This window comes from Kribbella orskensis (assembly GCF_004342085.1).
Classification (GTDB): Bacteria; Actinomycetota; Actinomycetes; order Propionibacteriales; family Kribbellaceae; genus Kribbella; species Kribbella orskensis.
In genome coordinates this window covers 194,902-214,509 of record NZ_SLWM01000002.1, presented here as the reverse complement: position 1 = coordinate 214,509, position 19,608 = coordinate 194,902, and the positions used below count along the sequence as shown (strand labels likewise).

The 19,608-nt window shown below is 68.6% G+C and carries 22 protein-coding genes; 19 read left to right on the top strand and 3 right to left on the bottom strand.

From position 1 onward, the window contains the following. The first annotated feature begins 34 nt into the window (after positions 1–34). The 4 genes from dxr to EV644_RS06095 are packed head-to-tail and all read left to right on the top strand — an operon-like array spanning position 35 to position 4,320. Positions 35–1,261, top strand: coding sequence for a 1-deoxy-D-xylulose-5-phosphate reductoisomerase (gene dxr / locus EV644_RS06110; RefSeq protein WP_132188145.1), 1,227 nt, complete (start codon positions 35–37; stop codon positions 1,259–1,261). Beyond that, entirely contained in the window at positions 1,258–2,568 is a 1,311-nt protein-coding gene (locus EV644_RS06105; RefSeq protein ID WP_132188146.1) for a M50 family metallopeptidase, read from the top strand. The genes dxr and EV644_RS06105 overlap by 4 nt, the downstream gene beginning before the upstream one ends. A gap of 21 nt (positions 2,569–2,589) precedes the next feature. Then, complete coding sequence (ispG, locus tag EV644_RS06100) at positions 2,590–3,741, top strand: flavodoxin-dependent (E)-4-hydroxy-3-methylbut-2-enyl-diphosphate synthase (protein ID WP_132188147.1); 1,152 nt, start codon at positions 2,590–2,592, stop codon at positions 3,739–3,741. A 24-nt stretch (positions 3,742–3,765) separates the two neighbouring features. After that, on the top strand, positions 3,766–4,320 hold the full coding sequence (locus EV644_RS06095) for a nucleosidase (protein WP_132188148.1): 555 nt from the start codon (positions 3,766–3,768) through the stop codon (positions 4,318–4,320). Here EV644_RS06095 and EV644_RS06090 read toward each other — a convergent pair. Beyond that, a complete protein-coding gene (locus EV644_RS06090) occupies positions 4,300–4,806 on the bottom strand; it encodes an NUDIX domain-containing protein (protein WP_132188149.1) in 507 nt (168 codons plus the stop codon). The two genes, EV644_RS06095 and EV644_RS06090, sit on opposite strands and share 21 nt — an antisense overlap. 64 nt (positions 4,807–4,870) lie before the next feature. Here EV644_RS06090 and EV644_RS06085 point away from each other — a divergent pair, with 64 nt between their 5' ends. Together EV644_RS06085 and trxA are read left to right on the top strand one after the other, a co-directional pair. Beyond that, complete coding sequence (locus EV644_RS06085) at positions 4,871–5,248, top strand: MerR family transcriptional regulator (RefSeq protein ID WP_132188150.1); 378 nt, start codon at positions 4,871–4,873, stop codon at positions 5,246–5,248. After that, positions 5,245–5,580, top strand: coding sequence for a thioredoxin (gene trxA / locus EV644_RS06080; RefSeq protein ID WP_132188151.1), 336 nt, complete (start codon positions 5,245–5,247; stop codon positions 5,578–5,580). Before EV644_RS06085 ends, trxA begins: the two co-directional genes overlap by 4 nt. 56 nt (positions 5,581–5,636) lie before the next feature. Here trxA and EV644_RS06075 read toward each other — a convergent pair whose 3' ends face one another. Then, positions 5,637–6,005, bottom strand: coding sequence for a VOC family protein (locus EV644_RS06075; protein WP_132188152.1), 369 nt, complete (start codon positions 6,003–6,005; stop codon positions 5,637–5,639). A gap of 48 nt (positions 6,006–6,053) precedes the next feature. Here EV644_RS06075 and EV644_RS06070 point away from each other — a divergent pair, with 48 nt between their 5' ends. The 10 genes from EV644_RS06070 to EV644_RS06025 all read left to right on the top strand — a co-directional run bounded on the left by EV644_RS06070 (position 6,054) and on the right by EV644_RS06025 (position 14,124). Further along, entirely contained in the window at positions 6,054–6,218 is a 165-nt protein-coding gene (locus EV644_RS06070; RefSeq protein WP_132188153.1) for a ribbon-helix-helix domain-containing protein, read from the top strand. Next, a complete protein-coding gene (locus tag EV644_RS06065) occupies positions 6,215–6,871 on the top strand; it encodes a VOC family protein (protein WP_132188154.1) in 657 nt (218 codons plus the stop codon). The genes EV644_RS06070 and EV644_RS06065 overlap by 4 nt, the downstream gene beginning before the upstream one ends. Further along, on the top strand, positions 6,871–7,350 hold the full coding sequence (locus tag EV644_RS06060) for a GNAT family N-acetyltransferase (RefSeq protein WP_132188155.1): 480 nt from the start codon (positions 6,871–6,873) through the stop codon (positions 7,348–7,350). Before EV644_RS06065 ends, EV644_RS06060 begins: the two co-directional genes overlap by 1 nt. A gap of 18 nt (positions 7,351–7,368) precedes the next feature. Further along, a complete protein-coding gene (locus EV644_RS06055) occupies positions 7,369–8,631 on the top strand; it encodes an MFS transporter (RefSeq protein WP_158292751.1) in 1,263 nt (420 codons plus the stop codon). Between the two features lie 10 nt (positions 8,632–8,641). Then, positions 8,642–9,466 carry a GNAT family N-acetyltransferase gene (locus EV644_RS06050; protein ID WP_132188157.1) on the top strand — a complete coding sequence of 275 codons (825 nt, stop codon included), beginning with the start codon at positions 8,642–8,644 and terminating at the stop codon, positions 9,464–9,466. A 344-nt stretch (positions 9,467–9,810) separates the two neighbouring features. Next, complete coding sequence (locus EV644_RS06040) at positions 9,811–10,188, top strand: DoxX family protein (RefSeq protein WP_132188159.1); 378 nt, start codon at positions 9,811–9,813, stop codon at positions 10,186–10,188. A gap of 116 nt (positions 10,189–10,304) precedes the next feature. Then, positions 10,305–12,068, top strand: a complete 1,764-nt coding sequence (locus tag EV644_RS06035; protein ID WP_132188160.1) for a proline--tRNA ligase — start codon at positions 10,305–10,307, stop codon at positions 12,066–12,068. 239 nt (positions 12,069–12,307) lie between these two features. Further along, positions 12,308–12,466 (top strand): hypothetical protein, encoded by a 159-nt coding sequence (locus tag EV644_RS44400; protein WP_158292750.1) that lies wholly within the window; start codon positions 12,308–12,310, stop codon positions 12,464–12,466. Between the two features lie 70 nt (positions 12,467–12,536). Beyond that, positions 12,537–13,313 (top strand): TSUP family transporter, encoded by a 777-nt coding sequence (locus tag EV644_RS06030; protein ID WP_132188161.1) that lies wholly within the window; start codon positions 12,537–12,539, stop codon positions 13,311–13,313. 46 nt (positions 13,314–13,359) lie between these two features. Continuing rightward, positions 13,360–14,124, top strand: coding sequence for a class I SAM-dependent methyltransferase (locus EV644_RS06025; protein ID WP_132188162.1), 765 nt, complete (start codon positions 13,360–13,362; stop codon positions 14,122–14,124). Here the strand turns inward: EV644_RS06025 and EV644_RS06020 are convergent. After that, positions 14,105–15,229, bottom strand: coding sequence for a cytochrome P450 (locus EV644_RS06020; RefSeq protein ID WP_132188163.1), 1,125 nt, complete (start codon positions 15,227–15,229; stop codon positions 14,105–14,107). The two genes, EV644_RS06025 and EV644_RS06020, sit on opposite strands and share 20 nt — an antisense overlap. A gap of 137 nt (positions 15,230–15,366) precedes the next feature. On the opposite strand from EV644_RS06020, the gene priA reads away from it, so the two are divergent. From priA to EV644_RS06005, 3 genes are read left to right on the top strand one after another with little or no spacing between them, the layout of a single operon-like run. Continuing rightward, a complete protein-coding gene (gene priA, locus EV644_RS06015) occupies positions 15,367–16,104 on the top strand; it encodes a bifunctional 1-(5-phosphoribosyl)-5-((5-phosphoribosylamino)methylideneamino)imidazole-4-carboxamide isomerase/phosphoribosylanthranilate isomerase PriA (RefSeq protein ID WP_132188164.1) in 738 nt (245 codons plus the stop codon). Next, on the top strand, positions 16,101–18,407 hold the full coding sequence (locus EV644_RS06010) for an HAD-IB family hydrolase (protein ID WP_132188165.1): 2,307 nt from the start codon (positions 16,101–16,103) through the stop codon (positions 18,405–18,407). The genes priA and EV644_RS06010 overlap by 4 nt, the downstream gene beginning before the upstream one ends. Continuing rightward, positions 18,404–19,600: a zinc-dependent alcohol dehydrogenase gene (locus EV644_RS06005; protein ID WP_132188166.1), complete on the top strand. Its 1,197-nt coding sequence runs from the start codon at positions 18,404–18,406 to the stop codon at positions 19,598–19,600. The genes EV644_RS06010 and EV644_RS06005 overlap by 4 nt, the downstream gene beginning before the upstream one ends. The last annotated feature ends 8 nt before the right edge of the window (positions 19,601–19,608 follow it).

The window sequence follows — 19,608 nt, the reverse complement described above, 5'->3', positions numbered from 1 at the left end:
CCGAGAACTGTCCGGAACCTGGAACAATGGCCGCGTGAATCCGCGAACCGTCGTCATCCTCGGCTCGACCGGCTCGGTCGGGACCCAGGCCCTGGAGCTGATCGGGCGCAACCGCGACCGGTTCCGCGTACTTGCCATCTCCGCAGGCGGCGACAACGTCAGCCTCCTGGCCCGGCAGGCGCTGGAGTTCGAGGTCGAGGTCGTCGGCGTCGCCAGGGCCACGGTCGCGCAGGATCTCCAACTCGCCTTCTACGCCGAGGCGCAGCGCCGCGGTTACGCCCAGGGAGAGTTCCGGATCCCCAAGATCCTCACCGGCCCTGATGCCTCCACCGAGTTGGCCGGGCTGGCCTGTGACGTCGTTCTCAACGGCATCACCGGATCCGTCGGGCTGAAACCGACTCTGGCCGCGCTGGACGCCGGTACGACGCTTGCGCTGGCGAACAAGGAGTCCCTCGTCATCGGGGGGCCGCTGGTCGTCAAGCGGGTCAAGCCCGGCCAGATCGTGCCGGTCGACTCCGAGCACTCCGCGATCGCCCAGTGCCTGCGCAGCGGCACAGCCGATGAGGTACGCCGTCTGCTGGTGACCGCGAGTGGCGGCCCCTTCCGCGGCCGGAGCCGGGCCGAGATGGCCGACGTGACACCGGAGCAGGCGATGAACCACCCGACCTGGGACATGGGCCCGGTGATCACGATCAACTCCGCCAACCTGGTGAACAAGGGGCTGGAGGTGATCGAGGCCCACCTGCTCTACGGACTCCCGATGGACCGGATCGACGTCGTCGTGCACCCGCAGTCGATCGTGCACTCGATGGTCGAGTTCGTGGACGGCTCGACCGTGGTCCAGGCGTCCCCGCCGGACATGCGGCTGCCGATCGCCCTGGCACTGGGCTGGCCCGACCGGATTCCGGACGCAGCGCCGGCGTGTGACTGGACCACGGCCACCAGCTGGGAGTTCGAGCCGCTCGACAACGAGGCGTTCCCCGCGGTCCAGCTGGCCCGGGAGACCGGGGAACGCGGCGGCACGGCGCCCGCGGTACTGAATGCTGCCAACGAGGTCTGTGTGGAGGCGTTCCGGGAGGGGCGGTTGCCGTTCCTGGGGATCGTCGACACCGTGGCCCGGGTTGTGACCGAACACGACGTACCCTCGTACGAGGAACTGTCCATCGACGATGTACTCGCTGCGGACGCCTGGGCGCGGGCCCGGGCCCGCGAACTGACCGCCACCGCGAACGACCAGGGCCAGGAGACGACAAAGGCATGAGCGCACTCCTCACACTCATCGGTGTCGTGCTGTTCGTGGTCGGCATCCTGGCGTCGGTGGCGCTGCATGAGATGGGTCACATGCTGCCCGCGAAGGCGTTCGGCATGAAGGTGACCCAGTTCTTCGTCGGCTTCGGCCGCACGGTGTGGTCCACCAAGCGCGGCGAGACGGAGTACGGGTTCAAGCTGATCCCCGCGGGTGGGTTCGTCCGGATCATCGGGATGATGCCGCCGGCCAAGGGGCAGGACCCGTCGAAGGTCCGCAAGGCCAACACCGGCCCGATCCAGTCGCTGGTGGAGAACGCCCGCAGCGCGGAGTACGAGACGATCGATCCGGCGGACGACGGCCGGCTGTTCTACCAGAAGGTGTGGTGGAAGAAGCTGATCGTGATGGCGTCGGGTCCGCTGGTGAACGTCGCGATCGCGTTCGGGCTGTTCACCGGCCTGTTCATGCTGTACGGCACCGACGTCCCGCAGACCACGGTCGCCACGGTCACGGACTGCGTGATTCCGGCCGATCAGGCGTCCGCGGATCGCAAGTGTCAGCCGGCGGACAAGGAGTCGCCCGCCAAGGCGGCCGGGTTCCAGGTGGGCGACAAGATCCTGTCGTTCAACGGGACCACGATCAGCAGCTGGGACGACCTGACCCCGCTGATCCGGGCGAACACCGACAAGCCCGCCGTCATCGTCGTCGAGCGCAACGGCCAGCAGACCAGGCTGCAGACCAACACCATCCTGAACCAGGTGGTGGAGAAGGCCGGCTCCGACAAGATCGTCTCGGTCGGCTTCCTCGGCGTCTCCCCGGAGCAGAAGGTCGAGCGGCAGGACTTCGGTTTCGTCGTCGACAAGATGGGCGAGCTGACCGTGGCCACGGTCAAGGCGCTCGGCAACTTCCCGGAGAAGCTGGTCGGCGTCGCCAAGTCGATCGTCGGCGGCGACCGCGACCAGGACAGCCCGATGAGCGTCGTCGGCGCCAGCCGGGTCGCCGGTGAGGTCGCGTCCAACAACTCGCTGACCGGGGGCGAGCGGATCGCCTTCCTGATCTCGCTGCTCGCCTCGCTGAACCTCTTCCTGGCGCTGTTCAACTTCATCCCGTTGCTGCCGCTGGACGGCGGCCACATGATCGGCGCCATCTGGGAAGGCATCCGGCGCGGGTTCGCCAAGCTGTTCGGCCGGCCCGACCCGGGGTACGTCGACGTCGCCAAGCTGCTGCCGATCGCGTACGTGGCGGCCAGTTTCATCGTGGTGATGGGCGTGCTGCTCGTCATCGCCGACATCGTCAACCCGATCAAGCTCTTCAACGGATAACTCTCAACGGTTAAAGGACACATGAGCATCTCCCTGGGCATGCCCGCGCTGCCTCCTCCGACCCTCGCGCCACGCCGCAGGACCCGCCAGATCAAGGTGGGCAAGGTGCTGGTCGGCGGTGACGCGCCGGTGTCCGTGCAGTCGATGACGACCACGCTGACCTCGGACGTGAACACGACGCTGCAGCAGATCGCGGAGCTCACCGCGGCCGGCTGCGACATCGTGCGGGTCGCCTGCCCGTCGCAGGACGACGCGGACGCGCTGCCGGAGATCGCCGAGCACTCGCAGATCCCGGTGATCGCCGACATCCACTTCCAGCCGAAGTACGTGTTCGCCGCGATCGAGGCCGGCTGCGCCGCGGTCCGGGTGAACCCGGGCAACATCCGCAAGTTCGACGACCAGATCAAGGAGATCGCGGCCGCCGCGAAGGACCACGGTACGTCGATCCGGATCGGCGTCAACGCCGGTTCACTGGACCCCCGGCTGCTGCAGAAGTACGGCAAGGCGACTCCCGAGGCGCTGGTCGAGTCGGCCGTCTGGGAGGCGTCGCTGTTCGAGGAGCACGACTTCCACGACTTCAAGATCTCGGTCAAGCACAACGACCCGGTCGTGATGGTGAAGGCGTACGAACTGCTCTCCGAGCGGGGCGACTGGCCGCTGCACCTCGGTGTCACCGAGGCGGGCCCGGCGTTCCAGGGGACCATCAAGTCGTCTGTCGCGTTCGGCGCGCTGCTGTCCAAGGGCATCGGCGACACGATCCGCGTCTCGCTGTCCGCGCCGCCGGTCGAGGAGGTCAAGGTCGGCCTGCAGATCCTGCAGTCGCTGAATCTGCGCGAGCGCAAGCTCGAGATCGTCTCCTGCCCGTCCTGCGGTCGCGCCCAGGTCGACGTCTACACGCTGGCCGAGCAGGTCACCGCCGGGCTCGAGGGCATGGAGGTCCCGCTCCGCGTCGCCGTGATGGGCTGTGTCGTCAACGGTCCGGGCGAGGCGCGCGAGGCCGACCTGGGTGTTGCCTCCGGCAACGGCAAGGGCCAGATCTTCGTCAAGGGCGAGGTGATCAAGACGGTCCCCGAGTCCAAGATCGTGGAGACCCTGATCGAAGAGGCGATGCGCATCGCCGAGGAGATGGGCGAGTCCGTCGACGGCGGCGAACCCACCGTCACCGTCAGCTGATCCCAGGCCCGGTACGCTCGCCGCGTGACGGAGTACTTGGTTGTCAGTGCGATTCGGGCGGAAGCTCGATACGTGCCGGAGGGGATTCCTGTCGTCGTGACGGGGATCGGTAAGACGGCTGCCGCAGTGGCCGTCTCCCGTGCCCTGGCCGCGCGAGACACCACAGACCTAGTCGTGCTCAACGTCGGTACTACGGGCGCGCTGCGCGACGGGATGGCCGGGCTCTACCTCCCGAGCGAGGTGATCAACCACGACATCAACGCGGACGCGGTCCGGGCGATCGGGCTGGACCCGCAGGAGTCGCTGAAGGTCGACGGGGGCGACGGGACCGTGCTCGCGTCGGGGGACGTGTTCGTCACCGACCCGGTGATCAAGGCGCAGCTGGCGGAGCGGGCGCAGCTGGTCGACATGGAGGCGTACGGCGTCGTGTTCGCCTGCCGGGAGTTCGGCGTACCGGTTCGGCTTGTGAAGCATGTGTCGGACTCGGCCGACGAGGCGGCGATGGATTGGCCCGCCTTGGTCGACGCGAGTGCCAAGGTGCTGGGGGAGTGGGTTCGGTCAGAGGTCGGCCAGGTGTGACAGCACCTGGATCTCGCGGTCCAGCCAGCGCATGACGCCGACGCCGCCGGCCCGAACCGCACGGTTCGCCGCCAGCGCCTCGGACACCGTGACCCAGCGGGGTTCGAGCTCGAGTTCGGCCTCGTAGCCCTCCAGTTGTTGTGGGTCACCGGGCTCGCCGTCGGAGGAGCAGTAGAAGTAGTGCGAGGTCAGCTTGAACACCTCGTACTCCGGTTCGATCGCGCGCAGGTACTCCGTGGTGATCCCGATGGCCAGGCCGATCTCGACGCCGGGCAGGCCGCACTCCTCGAGGAACTCGCGCTGCAACGCCGCGGGGATCGACTCCCGCGCCTCGACACCTCCGCCCGGGAACTTGTAGTCGCCGTGCCGCGACGCCAGCAGGAGCAGTTGGTCGTCGCGGAACAGCACGCCGCGGACCGAGGTCCGTTGCAGCGTGGGCGCGGTCAGGTCGAGGTCCAGGTCATGGACGAAGCTTCCGAGCAGCATGCGGCTATTCTGGCTTGACCTTGACCCTGAGGGCAGGGTTTAGCGTCGATGTCGAGGAGGCGGGATGCATATCAGCGACCTGGCGGCCGAGGCCGGCGTGACAGTCAAGGCAGTGCGGTACTACGAATCGCAGGGCCTGCTGAAGCCCAACCGGGAAGCCAACGGCTACCGGACCTACAGCGGCGAGGACGTGCTGGTGGTCCGCGAGATCAAGGCTTTGCTGTCGCTCGGACTCACCGCGGAGCAGACCTACCCGTTCATCGAGTGCCTGCGGGCCGGCAACGACCGGGCGGACGTCTGCCCGGCCTCGCTGACGGCCTACCGGACCCGGATCGCCGAGGTGGACCGGCGGATCGCCGAACTGGCCGATCTGCGGGCCAGGCTGACCGATCTCCTCACCGATGCCGAAAGCTGGAGAACGAGAGTGAGAGAGACACTATGAGCGAGCTGCAATCTGTCGACGAGACCAACTTCGACCAGGTGGTGCTGGGCGCGGACAAGCCGGTGCTGGTGGACTTCTGGGCCGAGTGGTGCCCGCCGTGCCACCAGATCGTCCCGGTGCTCGCCCAGATCGCGGAGGAGCGCAAGGACCGGCTCTCCGTGGTGAAGCTGAACTCCGACGAGAACCCGTCCATCTCGGCGCAGTACCGCGTGATGGCGCTGCCGACCCTGATGCTGTTCCACCACGGCGAGCTGATCTGGTCCGTCGTCGGCGCCCGCCCGAAGGCCAAGCTCCTCAAGGAACTGGACGACGCCTTACTCACCGCCGTCTGACCCGACGCGTTCGAGGAACCTGGGCCGGCAGCCGAGACCGCGCTGCTGGCCCAGCTTCAGCTGTTCTCGCTGAACAGTTCGACCAGTACTCCGTTGGGGCCAGCGACGTAGGCGGAGGTGGTTCCCCAGTCGGTGGTGATGGGCTCGAGGGCGATCTTGCCGCCGCGGGCGCGGATCGCCTCGATGTCCGCCTGGACGTCGTCGCTGCTGAACTGCAGCAGGGTGCCGCCGAGTGGCGCGACGTCGTCGATCATCGCACCGCGGTGCAGCGCGATCGTGATGGCGCCGGCCTTCACCTCCGCGTAGCCCTCCGCGGCGTCGCCCGACACCTCCAGGCCGAGCACGCGAGAGAAGAAGTCGGCCAGGTCCTGGTTCTTCTCCGCCGTGTCGGAGACCAGGCCGAGGTGGTCGAAGCGCAGTGTCATCGGATCGCTCCTTGCTTGGTAGCTCGCTAGATTGCTAGCATCATAGCCATGACCGAGGAAGCTGCCAAGAAGGTGCAGTTCAACGTCTACCTGCCGCCCGACCTGATCCGACGGGTCAAGCACAAGGCGATCGACGAAGGCGCGAGCTTGTCTGCCCTCGTCGAGCAGGCCCTGACGAAGTACCTGGACGAGCACGGAGAGGCCGAAGGATGAACGAGATCGTTGTCCGACCACTGCGGTTCAGCGCCGACGTACCGGCGATGCGGGCGTTCCTGGAGACCTTGGGGCTGCGGTCCCGGATCGAGTCGGAGCGCGGCGGCTGGGTCGACATGGTCGCGGGGCGCGGGATGGTCGCGCTGCACGATGCCGCCAGCAGCAGCACCGGCGCCAAGGCGAGGGACACCCGACTGTCCTTCGAGGCCGATGAGATCGACGAGTTGAAGAGCCGGCTCGAAGCGGCCGGCTACCAGGAGGTCGCTATCTGGGACGAGGCCTATGGACGGGTCCTCTCGGTCCTCGGGCCCGATGACACCACCCTCTGGATCGACGAACGCAGCAAGGACCTCTACGGCTACAAGTTGGACGACGCCCACCCGGACACACGCTGGTCGGTGACGCCCCGTCTGGCCGTCCAGGATCAAGCCGCCTGGCAGCGTTTCCTCCAGACCCTTGGCGGCGACAACGCCGAGCTGGTGCGTTACGACCCACCCGCGGCCGAGATCGAAGTACGGCTCGAGCTTTCCACGTCGGAACCTCTGGACGAGGTCGTACGGCGGCTCGTGGCGACCGGGTATGAGCCGACGGAGGCGACCGACGGGTTGTCCGTCGTGGACCCGGACGGGTTGATCGTGCGAGTCCACGGGTGATGCGAGTACGCCGCGCCTGGCCGGGCGACGCCGACGCCGTACGGGAGGTCGGTCTCAAGACCTGGCCGGTCGCGTACGAGGGCCTGGCGTCGCCCGAGTTCATCGTCGACGGCCTGGCCGCCTGGTGGTCCCCGGAGGCGGTAGACCGGGGCATCCGCCAAGGCATCACCATGATCGCCCTCGACGACGAAAAGGTCGTGGGGATGGTCGGGCTCGGGCAGGAGGAGGGCTTCTGGGTGATGTGGAAGCTGTACGTGCTGCCGCAGTATCAAGGCAAGGGCGTCGGCAAGGCCTTGCTGGACGGGGCGATCGCGGCTCTGCCGGCAGGAACCGAGCAACTCCTGCTGGACGTGCTGATCACCAACGAGCCGGCGATCGGCTTCTACCGCAAGCACGGCTTCGGACTGCCCCGGACGACACCGGCCAGAGACCTGGGTGTCGAGTTGATGTGGATGAGCCTTGACCTCCAGTCCCCTTGAGGCCGCAGGATGACCTCCGTGAGCGACAGATTGCGCGACGACCCGGACTTCCGCCGGTACTGGCTGGCTCGGGCCCTCTCCATCACCGGTTCGATGGTGACGGCTGTCGCCTTGCCCGTGCTGGTCTACCGGCTGAGCGGTTCGCCCTTCCTCACCGCGTTGGTCACCGCGCTGGAGGCAGCGCCGTACCTGCTGACCGGGCTGTTCGCGGGCGCGCTGTCGGATCGCTGGAACCGCCGGCGGGTGATGGTGTCGGCGGACCTGATCAACGCGGTCGTGATCGGCTCCATCCCGCTGGCGCACTGGCTCGGCATCCTGACCGTGCCGCAGGTGCTGGTGGTCGGGTTCGTCGTGCAGATGGTCTACACGTTCTTCGACGGCGCGAACTTCGGCGCGCTGCCCGTCCTGGTCGGGCGGGCTCGCGTCGCCCAGGCGAACGCGGCAGTGTGGACCGCCGCGAGCCTGATCGAGTTGTTCGTACCGCCGCTGGCCGGGCTCGTGCTCGCAGTACTCAACCCGGCCACCCTGCTCGCGCTCGACGCCCTGAGCTTCGTCGCGTCGGCGAGCGCAGTACGGGGAATCGTGCGGGCGATGTCCGAGCAGCGGGATGGGCAGGCGCCGCTGCGGCCGGGAGTGGTGTTCAAGGACATCGCTGAGGGGCTTCGGTTCCTGGTCCGGCATCCGGGCGTCCGGACGATGACGATCGTAGGGAGCCTGCAGTCGTTCGCCGGCGGCGGCTTCGTCGCACTGATGGTGGTCTGGTTGGACCGCGCCCTGCACGTCGGTACTTCGGGGCTGCGGTTCGGATTGGTCTGGGGCGCGTGGGGGATCGGGGGACTGGCGGCCGCGGTCGGGCTGCCCCGGCTGCTGAAGCGATTGCCGCCGGCCGCGATCACCCTGTACGCGATCCCGGTCTCGGCGGTGCTCGGGATCGTCACCCCGTTGATGCCGACCTGGCCATTGGCCGCGATCGCGTTGCTGGCTTGGGGTTCGGCGTACGTGCTGGTGATCGTCAATGCGATCTCCTACCGCCAGCAGGTGACGCCGGAGCAGTTGCTCGGCCGGGTGAACACCGCCGGGCGGATGCTGTCCTGGGGAGTGGGCTGGACGCTGGGGTCGATCCTTGGCGGTGTGCTCGGCAGCCAGCTCGGCGTACGGCCTGCGATGGTCGCGATGGGGTTGCTCGGCTTCCTCGCGGTCCTGGTCGCCTGGACCTCTCCGTTGCGGGCAATTGCGGCGGCGCACGACCCATTACAGGCCGCAGAGGGCGGGATCAGCTAGGTTCTGCCCCGTGGGCGTACGGGTACTGGGTCCTCGCGACCTGTCAGCAGCAAGGGCCGTCATCGCCCGTGATCCGGTCGTCAACGTCTTCGTGGACAGCCTGATCCAGGCTTCCGGGCTCGACCCGCGTCGCGGCGCGGAGGTCTGGGGGTACGTCGAGAAGGGCGAGGTGGAGGCCCTCTGCCATGCCGGCGGGAACATGGTTCCGGTCGGCGCCGGGGAGGCCGCGCTGCGCGCCTTCGCGGCGTATGCGCTTCGCCGGGGCCGGAACTGCTTCCAGATCCTCGGACCGGCGCGCGCCGTCGACCAGCTTTGGGCGGCGCTCGAACCACAGTGGGGTCCGGCCCGCGAGGTCCGTGACGACCAGCCCTTCATGGTGATCGACACCGGGCCCGCGATCGCGCCCGATCCGCTGGTGCGCGCGGTCGAACCCGTCGAGCTGTCCATCCTCTATCCGGCCTGCGTGGCGATGTACACCGAGGAGGTCGGCGTCCCGCCGCAGACCGGTCCCGACGGGACGTTCTACCGGTCGCGAGTGGCCGAGCTGATCCGGGCCGGCCGGGCGTTCGCGCGGATCGAGGACGGCAAGGTCGTCTTCAAGGCCGAGATCGGTTCGGTCGGGTCCGGCGTCTGCCAGATCCAGGGCGTGTGGGTGGATCCGTCGCGCCGCGGCGAGGGTCTGGCCGCGCCGGGAATGGCAGCGGTGGTCGAGCTCGCCCGGCGGATCTCCCCGGTGGTGACGCTCTACGTGAACGCCTTCAACATCCCGGCCCGGTCGGCGTACGAGCGGGTCGGGTTCCGGACGATCGAGACGTTCGCGACGATCCTGTTCTGAGGCTGAGCGCTCGCCGTGATGGTGCGGTGACCGCTGGTGAGGTTGGCTGATCCGCTGCGTCGACGTGGTCGCGTCGAACCCGGACGAGCCGGTGAGGCTTCTCATGAGACGACCGGGGTGTTTCTGACCTTGCACAGCTTCGGCAACGACATCCTTGCGCCGTACGGCTACACGAACACGGACGCGCCGAACAAGGCAGCACTGGTTGCCTTGGGCAAGCGGCCGCCACCCCCTACGGCCCCCTCCCGTAGCCGTCCGCCGGGCTTAGGCGCCTCCCACCTCAGCCGGCCATCGGGCAGGCGACGCAGTACTGACCAGTAACACCATCAGCTAAAGTCCACGACATGACTCGACGAAGCAGGAGCACCACCGGCCTGGCAGCGCTCTTCGCCGTCATGGGCGTACTGCACTTCGTGAAGCCGAAGCTCTTCGAACGCATCGTCCCGCACCGACTCCCGCGCAAGAAGGACCTCGTCTACGCCTCCGGCGTCGCCGAACTCGCCTGCGCCGCCGGCCTCCTCCACCCCCGCACCCGCCGCGCCGCCGGCCTCGCCAGCGCAGCGCTGCTCACGGCGGTCTTCCCCGCGAACTGCCAGCTGGCCCTCGACCTGAACCGCGAAGGATCGACCCGCGCGAAGACGATCGCGTTCGCCCGCCTGCCGCTCCAGATCCCGCTCATCCGGGCCGCCCTGAAGGCCTCCCGCGAGACCACCCGCGCCTGATCCGCGCCTGATACCGGCGCCGACCCTGTGGAAATGTGGTGAGAGCACTGGTCGCGGCCGGATATCCTCTTTGCCGTCAGTAGTTCCATTCACACCTGTCCTGCTTGGAGACTCCCGTGATTCTGCGCATGTCGTCGCTGTTCCTTCGCACCCTTCGCGAGGACCCGGCGGACGCGGAGGTCCCGAGCCACCGACTGCTCGTCCGCGCCGGCTATATCCGCCGCAACGCGCCCGGCATCTACACCTGGCTGCCGCTGGGCCTGAGGGTGCTGCGCAACGTGGAGCGGATCGTCCGTGACGAGATGAACGCGATCGGCGCGCAGGAGCTGCTCTTCCCAGCGCTACTGCCCCGCGAGCCCTACGAGGCGACCGGCCGCTGGACGGAGTACGGGCCGAACATCTTCCGGCTCAAGGACCGTAAGGGCGCGGACATGCTGCTCGGCCCGACGCACGAGGAGATGTTCACCCTCGTCGTGAAGGACCTGTACTCGTCGTACAAGGATCTGCCGCTGTCGATCTACCAGATCCAGAACAAGTACCGCGACGAGGCGCGGCCGCGGGCCGGTGTACTGCGCGGGCGCGAGTTCGTGATGAAGGACTCGTACTCGTTCGACGTCGACCAGGAGGGCCTGCAGGCGTCGTACGAGCTGCACCGCAAGGCCTACATCAACATCTTCGACCGGCTCGGCTTCGACTACGTGATCGTGCAGGCGATGTCGGGCGCGATGGGCGGCTCGGCGTCGGAGGAGTTCCTCGCGATCGCGGAGAACGGCGAGGACACCTTCGTGCGCTCGCCGGGCGGTTACGCGGCGAACGTCGAGGCCGTCGTGGTCCCGCAGTCGGCGAAGGTTGACGCGTCGGACGTGCCCGCCGCCGAGGTGGTCGACACCCCGGACACGCCGACCATCGACACCCTGGTGGACGCGCTGAACGCGAAGCACACCCGCGCGGACGGCCGGGAGTGGGCCGCCGCGGACACGTTGAAGAACGTACTCGTGATGCTGGTGCACCCGGACGGGACGCGCGAGCCGCTGGCCATCGGCGTACCGGGTGATCGCGCGATCGACGAGAAGCGTCTCGGCGCGCAGGTCGAGCCCGCCGAGGTCGCCGCGTTCGAGGAGTCCGACTTCGAGAAGTTCCCCTCGCTCGCGAAGGGCTACATCGGGCCGGGCGTGCTCGGCTCGGAGAACACCTCCGGCATCCGGTACCTGCTCGACCCGCGGGTCGCCGAGGGTACCGCCTGGGTGACCGGCGCGGACAAGGCCGGCTTCCACGTGATCAACCTGGTGTACGGCCGCGACTTCACCGCCGACGGCACGATCCAGGGCGCGGAGGTGCGCGACGGTGACGAGGCGCCCGACGGTTCGGGTCCGCTCGAGGCCGCCCGCGGTATCGAGATGGGGCACATCTTCCAGCTCGGCAAGAAGTACGCCGACGCCCTCGACCTGAAGGTGCTCGACCAGAACGGCAAGCTGGTCACCGTCACGATGGGCTCGTACGGCGTCGGGGTGACCCGCGCGGTCGCCGCCATCGCCGAGGGCAACCACGACGAGCTCGGCCTGATCTGGCCGCGCGAGATCGCGCCGGCCGACGTCCACCTGGTTGCCACCGGCAAGGATGGGGAGGTCTTCGAGAAGGCCGCCTCGATCGCCGCCGAGCTGGAGTCGCGCGGTCTGACGGTGCTCTACGACGACCGCGAGAAGGTCTCCCCGGGCGTCAAGTTCAAGGACGCCGAACTCCTGGGCGTCCCCACCATCGCCGTTGTCGGCAAGGGCCTCGCCGACGGCACCATCGAGGTCAAGGACCGCCGCTCCAACACCCGCACCGACATCCCGGTCGCCGAGGTCGTCGACCACCTGGTCTCGGTCGTCCGCGGCTGACCCAGCACCTAACCGAAAGGGTGTGCCCCGCTGGGGGCACACCCTTTCGCGCGTTCAGGTTTCATGGGGTCGGCGTTGAAGGCGGGCTATTTGTCTGGCTCACGGTCGCACCCTGTTGAGGTAGAGCCGAAACCATCGCGGGCGCTGTGACAGCGACGACAGCATGAACACGATCGCGGCCGTCCCGCCAGCCGGTGGCGGCCGCGGGACAACCATCCCTGAATTGATGGGGGGCTCTCATGTTCAGGAATCTCGTGGTGCCGCCGCGCGGCCGGGTATTGCGGTCGGCGGCGATGATCTTCGCGGTGGTAGCCGGCGGTCTGGTGGTCAACACCCAGTCGGCCGCGGCGGCGGCGTACGACCCGTGGCTGTGTCTCACCTCACTTCGCCCCGTGTAATGGTTGAGTGGAACAATGGCCTTACTGGATGCTGGGGCGGTGATCGACTCTTCTGCCCTCGTGTACCGCCGTGCCTGACATCTCCCTGTTGACTCTCGTACTGCTGGTGGTGGCCGCGTTCTCGGCCGGCTGGATCGACGCGGTGGTGGGCGGCGGCGGGTTGATCCAGTTGCCCGCGATGCTGCTCGGTCTGCCGGGCGCGTCGCCGGCCCAGATCCTGTCCACCAACAAGATCTCCTCCCTGTTCGGTACGGCGACCAGCGCGGTGACCTTCGGCGTCAAGGTCCGCCCGGACCGGCGTACGGTGCTGCCGCTGGCGATCATGGCAGGTCTCGGGTCGGCGGCCGGCGCGTTGGTGGCGACGAGGATCCCGATGTCGTGGTTCAAGCCGATCGTGCTCGTGCTGCTGGTCGCCGTCGCCATCTACACCGCGATGAAGCCGTCGCTGGGAGCCCGTACTGCGCTCCGTTTCGACGGGCGAGCGCACTACGTGGCGGCGGGGGCGGTCGGTGCGCTGATCGGGTTCTACGACGGCGCGGTCGGCCCCGGTACCGGGTCGTTCCTGATCTTCGCGCTGGTCGGGTTGATGGGCTACAACTTCCTCCGCGCGAGCGCCAAGGCGAAGATCGCCAACGTCGCCACCAACCTCGCCGCGATCGCGGTGTTCACCATCGGCGGCGCCCCGCTCTGGGCCCTCGGCGTGACGATGGGCCTCGCCAACATGCTCGGCGGCCTCCTCGGCGCCCGCACCGCAGTAGCCCGCGGCAGCCGCTTCGTCCGGATCATCTTCCTGGTAGTCGTCTCAGCCCTCATCCTCCGCCTGGGCTACGACGTCCTCTGGGCCTGACAGTCAGCATGAGCCCGTCGTCGCCGGGTGACGCTAGGGTCTCGGCATGGTGGATTATGACGGGCGGTTGCATCGGGTTTATGCGGCCGGGCGGGGGTTGGCGGCGGAGAGTCTGCAGGGGTGGATGCGGGCTTTCGCGGCGGAGGTGACGGAGCGGCGGCCACTGACAGTGCTGGATCTGGGGTGTGGGATCGGGCGGTTCACGCCGGCGTTGGCGGAGACGTTCGGCGGGCCGGTCTATGGCGTCGAGCCGTCGGGAGAGATGCGCAGGCAGGCTGTGGCCGGGGCGGCTCATCCGGATGTCACCTATCTCGACGGTGCGGCCGAGGCGATCCCGCTCGAGGACGCCTCTTGCGATGTGGCGCTGGTGTATCTGGCGTTCCATCACTTCAGGGATCAGGCGCAGGCGCTGCGCGAGCTCGCCCGGGTGATCAGGCCGGGCGGCGTGGTCTTGCTGAGGACCCAGTTCGCCGATCAGATGCCGGATCTCTTCTGGTACGACTACTTCCCGTCGGCGCGAGCGGTGGATGCCGGGATGTACCTCTCGCTGGCCGAGACTCGCGAACTGGCCGAGCGGGCTGGCCTCGAGCCGGACAAACAACCCGTCTGGCTGGATGTGGAAGGCCCGCGCACCTTCAGTACGGCGTACGAGCGGATGCGGGTGCGGGCGCTCTCGACGTTCGAGCATCTGCCGGACGAGGAGATCGAAGCCGGGTTCGAGGCGTTCAGGAAGGATGCCGAGGCGGAACCCGAGCGGCTGACTCCGGCGTACGAGGCGGCGATGCTCGTGCTCAGGCGGCCGTCCAGCTGACGTCCACGGCGGTCGGCTTGCGGAAGACCAGGCCGCGAGGCGGGGGAGACCCCGGATCGAGCCTCAGATCCGGCAGACGGGTCAGGAGGGCAGTCAGGGCGGTGACGGCCTCCAACCGCGCGAGGTGCATACCGAGGCAGATGTGCGGACCGCTCGCGAACGCCAGGTGACGCCGGGCGTTGGACCGGCGTACGTCGAACACATCGGGGTCCGGGAAGACCGCGGGGTCGCGACCGGCGCCGGCGAGTGACACCGTGACGAGGTCGCCGCGCTTGATCGAGGCTCCGGCCAACTCGACGTCCCGGGTGGCATAGCGATCGACCACAGCGGCGGCCGGTTCGAGCCGCAGCGATTCCTCCACGGCGTTAGGCAGCAGCGACATGTCGGCCAGCACCAGGGCAAGCTGTGACGGGTTGGTCAGCAGATGCCAGAGGGCGTTGGTGATCATGCCCTCGGTGGTCTCGATGCCGCCGAACATCAGTACCGCGGCGTTCGCCACCACCTCGTCCGTGCCCAGCCCGGCCCGTGCTGCCTCGGCGATCAGCGAGTCGGCCTGATCGATGCTCCCGGCAACATGTGCGTGCAGCCTGGCGAAGGCCGCCGCACCTTCAGCCGTCACCGGATGACCCGCGGACACTCCGCTCACCGACGACGAGATGTCTTGATACCACCCCAGCACCGTCGCCGCCTCGGTCTGCGCCAGGCCCAGCGAGTGCGCGACCACCGCTACGGACAACGGCCCCGCGACCGTACGGCGGAGATCGGCGGCACCGAGGGGTTCGATCAGGGAGACCAGCCGGTCGGTCTCCTCCTCGACGAAGGTGGTGAACCGGGCCCGGGTCTGCGCCAGGCTGAAGGGATGCTCGAAGGGCGCCCGGTGCGCGGCGTGAGCGGAGCCGTCCAGTGACAACATCGACGGCCCCACCACCTGCGCGGTCGAGAAACGCGGGTCGTCCACCGTGAAGGTGGCCGGATCCCGCATCACCTGCATCGCCAGTTCGCGGCTCGTGACCACCCAGCCGTCGAGCGCGTCGACCCACCCGACCGGCCGGATGCTGGCCAGCAAAGCGTGCGGGTCCCGCTCGAGATCAGCCACAGTGGTCATGCCGAAGAGCTTACGGATACCGTCTGGCTGGTTAAGACCACACGATCGAGTGGTATTGCTGCGACAGATCCGATCTCAACGACTCAGCGGGGCAGCGGGTTACGAATCCCGAAGTGTGGGCATCTAGGGTGTGGGCCATGTCAGAGAACCTGGTGCTGCTTCCTGCCGTGGACGTGGCTGATGGGCAGGCTGTCCGGCTGGTGCAGGGAGAGGCCGGCAGCGAGACCTCGTACGGCGACCCGCTGACCGCCGCGATGGCCTGGCAGGAGGCCGGCGCGGACTGGATCCACCTGGTCGACCTGGATGCCGCCTTCGGTCGCGGCAGCAACCGCGAACTGCTTGCCGAGGTGACCGGCAAGCTGGACGTGCAGGTCGAGCTGTCCGGTGGCATCCGCGACGACGACTCCCTGGCCGCCGCCCTGGCCACCGGCGCTCGCCGGGTCAACATCGGCACCGCCGCGCTGGAGGACCCGGAGTGGTGTGACCGGATCATCAGCCAGTACGGCGACCGGATCGCGATCGGCCTGGACGTCCGCGGCCGGACCCTCGCGGCCCGCGGCTGGACCAAGGAAGGTGGCGACCTCTACGAGGTGCTCGAGCGGCTGGAACAGGCCGGCTGCGAGCGCTACGTGGTCACCGACGTCACCAAGGACGGCATGCTCCAAGGGCCCAACCTGGACCTGTACCGCGACCTGTGCGCGCGGACCGACAAGCCGATCATCGCCTCAGGTGGCGTCTCCAGCCTGGACGACCTGCGCTCGCTCGGCACCCTGGTGGACGATGGCGTCGAGGGCGTCATCGTCGGCAAGGCGCTGTACGCCGGCGCGTTCACCCTGACCGAGGCACTCGAACTCACCCGTGGAGGCGACAAGTGAGTCTTGCCGACCAGCTCGCTGGCAAGAAGGTCCTGGTCACCGGCATCACCGGATTCGTCGGTGAGGCCCTGCTGCACCGCATCCTCGGCGATCTGCCGGGCACCACGGTGGTCGCGATCATCCGCCCGAAGGGCTCGTTGAGCGGCACCGCCCGGATGGCGCAGATGCTGAAGAAGGACATCTTCCAGCCGTTCTACGGCGAGGGCACCCCGTACGCCGACGCGGACGAGCTGACCGCCGCGCGGGTCGAGGTGGTCGAGGGCGACCTGTCCGACGTCCCGGCGCTGCCGAAGGATCTCGACATCGTGGTGCACTGCGCCGGCGACGTCTCCTTCGACCCGCCGATCCACGAGGCATTCACCACCAACGTGCTCGGCACCAAGAGCCTGCTCGAGCGGATCGACGAGAGTCGCGACGGGACCGACCGCCGGATCCACTACGTCCACATCTCCACCGCCTACACCGCGGGCCGTCGCCGCGGCGCGATCCCCGAGGCCCCGGTCGAGCACACGGTCGACTGGCGGGTCGAGGCCGAGGCTGGGATGGCGATGAAGTCCCGGATCGAGGAAGCCTCCCGCAGCGCCGCGATGCTGATCAAGTTCCGCAAGGAATCGGAGAAGCTGCACCGCCGGGCCGGTCACCTGACCGCGGCGGCCGACACCGAGCGCCGCCGTACCGAGTGGGTCGCGAAGAAGCTGGTCGAGACCGGCACCGAGCGGGCCCGCAGCCTCGGCTGGACCGACTGCTATACCTTCACCAAGGCGCTCGGCGAGCGCGTGGTCGAGGAGTTCGCGGGCAAGCTGCCGACCTCGATCGTCCGGCCGGCCATCATCGAGTCCGCGGTGCAGAGCCCGCACCCGGGCTGGATCGAGGGCTTCAAGATGGCCGAGCCGCTGATCCTGGCCTACGGCCGCGGCGAGCTGCCGGAGTTCCCGGCCAGCCCCGACTCGGTGGTCGAGATCATCCCGGTGGACCACGTCGTCGGCGCGATCTGCGCGGTGATGGCGACCGAGCCCGAGCTGTCGAAGCCGGAGTACTACCACGTCAGCTCCGGTGCCCGGAACCCGCTCACCTTCGAGCAGCTGTACGCCGGTGTGCGCGCGTACTTCTCCAAGCACCCCTTCGACCTGGGCGAGCGGGGCGCGGTCCGGCTGCCGGTCTGGAAGTTCCCCGGCGGCGACTCGGTGGAGAGCATGCTCCGCTACGGCGAGCGCGCCCACAAGATCGCCGACCAGATCATCACGCACGTGCCGCGGAGCGAGCGGACCCGGAAGTACGCCCGCGAGCTGGACGTGCAGAAGCGCCGGATCGACTTCCTCCGCCGCTACATGGACCTGTACGCCGAGTACGCGCAGGCCGAGCTGCAGTTCATCGACGACAACGTGCTCGCCCTGCACAACGCGCTCGAGGGGGACGACCGGGAGAAGTTCTGGTGCGACACCTCGATCGTGGACTGGCAGCACTACCTGCAGGAAGTGCACTGCCCGAGCGTGACGGACTCGCTGCGCCGGCTGGACGTCGTCCGGAAGAAGCGGAACAAGGCGCTCGCCGAGACGGCGGGCACGCTGAAGAAGGTCGAGCCCTCCGACGACGGCAGCCAGATCATCGCCGCGTTCGACATGGACGGCACGCTGCTGTCCTCGAACGTGATCGAGACCTACCTGTGGATGCGGCTGCCGGAGCTCGACAGCCACCAGCGGGTCGGTGAGATCAGCTCGATGCTGCGCAAGCTGCCGAAGTTGATCGCGGCCGAGCGCAAGGACCGCGGCACGTTCCTGCGGACGATCTACCGCCGCTACGAGGGCGCCGATCTGGAAGAGTTGAACCGGCTCGTCGACGAGGTCCTCGCCGAGCACGTGCTCGAACGGCTGAGCGGCGCCGCCGTCCGCCGGATCCGCGAGCACAAGGCGGCCGGTCACACCACGATCCTGATCACCGGCGCGGTCCGGCCGCTGACCCGGCCGCTGGAGCCGTTGTTCGACGAGATCGTCGCGGCCGAGCTGGCCGTCGACGACCGCGGTCGCTGCACCGGCTTCCTGTCCGGACCGCCGCTGGTCGGTGAGTCCCGGGCGGCGTGGATCAAGCACCGCGCCCGCGGTACGAATATCGACCTGTCCAAGTCCTACGCCTACGCCGACAGCCACTCGGACCTGCCGATGCTGACGACCGTCGGCAATCCCGTCGCCGTCTCGCCGGATGTGTCGCTGTTCCGGGCCGCCCGGGCCGCGCGCTGGCAGATCGTCGACTGGAAGACCCCGTCCACTTCGTCCCGTCTGGAGATCCCCGGGGTGAACGCCCGATGATGCTCGCGCTCGAGATGTACCGGTCGCCGGCCAAGTACCTGGCCGCGAAGGCGATGGGAAGCCGGATGCCCGGCATCCTGACCGGCCCGGCGGCACCGCTGCGGCTCGTCACGATCGAGGAGCCGAGGTCCGACAAGGCAGGCTGGGCGAAGATCCGCCCGATCCTGTCCGGGATCTGCGGTTCCGACCTCGGCATGGTCACCGGCCACACCAAGCTGTACTTCTCCGCGATGGTTTCGATGCCGTTCGTCCCCGGTCACGAGATCGTCGGCGTGCTGCTCGAGGACTGCGAGGACCTGCCGAAGGGCACCCGCGTGGTGATGGACTCGGTCCTCACCTGCGCGGCCCGCGGCGTCGAGCCCTGCCAGGGCTGCGCGTCCGGCCACACCAACCGCTGCGACCGGATCACCGTCGGCCACGTGGCCCCCGGACTCCAGACCGGCTTCTGCCATGACACCGGTGGCGGCTGGGGCAACGTGATGGTCGCGCACCGCAGCCAGCTGTACGCCGTACCGGAGGGGTTGTCCGACGAGCGGGCGGTTCTCACCGAGCCGCTGGCGTGCGCCGTCCACACCGCGCTCAAGGCGAAGGTCGAGCCGGGTCAGTCCGTACTGGTCAGCGGCGCGGGCGCGGTCGGGTTGTTCGCCACCCTGGCGCTGCGCGAGCTCACCCAGGCCGGCCGGATCACCGTGGTCGCCAAGCACGCGAAGCAGCGTGAGCTGGCCCGGGCGTTCGGCGCGAGCGACGTGGTCGCGCCCGACGAGGTCTTCCGCGGCGTACGGCGAGCGACCGGTGCGTTCCGGCTGAAGCCGGAACTGGGCCGGGAGTTCCTGCTCGGCGGGGTCGACGTCGCCGTCGACGCGGTCGGCAGCAAGGACTCGATCGACACCGTGCTGCGGGTCACCAAGGCCGGGGGCCGGGTGGTGCTGTCCGGCATGCCGTCGACCGGTGCGGACCTGTCGCCGGTGTGGTTCCGTGAGTTGGAGCTGACCGGCACGTACGCGTCGTCCCGCGAGGAGCCGAACGACCGGCCCGCGTTCGAGACGGCGCTGGAGATGGCGGCCAAGGCCCCGCTGGACGGGATCGTCGGGGCGCGGTACCCGCTGTACCGGTGGCGTGAGGCGCTGGACCACGCGCAGTCCGCCGGCCGGCTGGGCACCGTGAAGGTGGCTTTCGATGTGAGGGCGTCATGACCGGACCG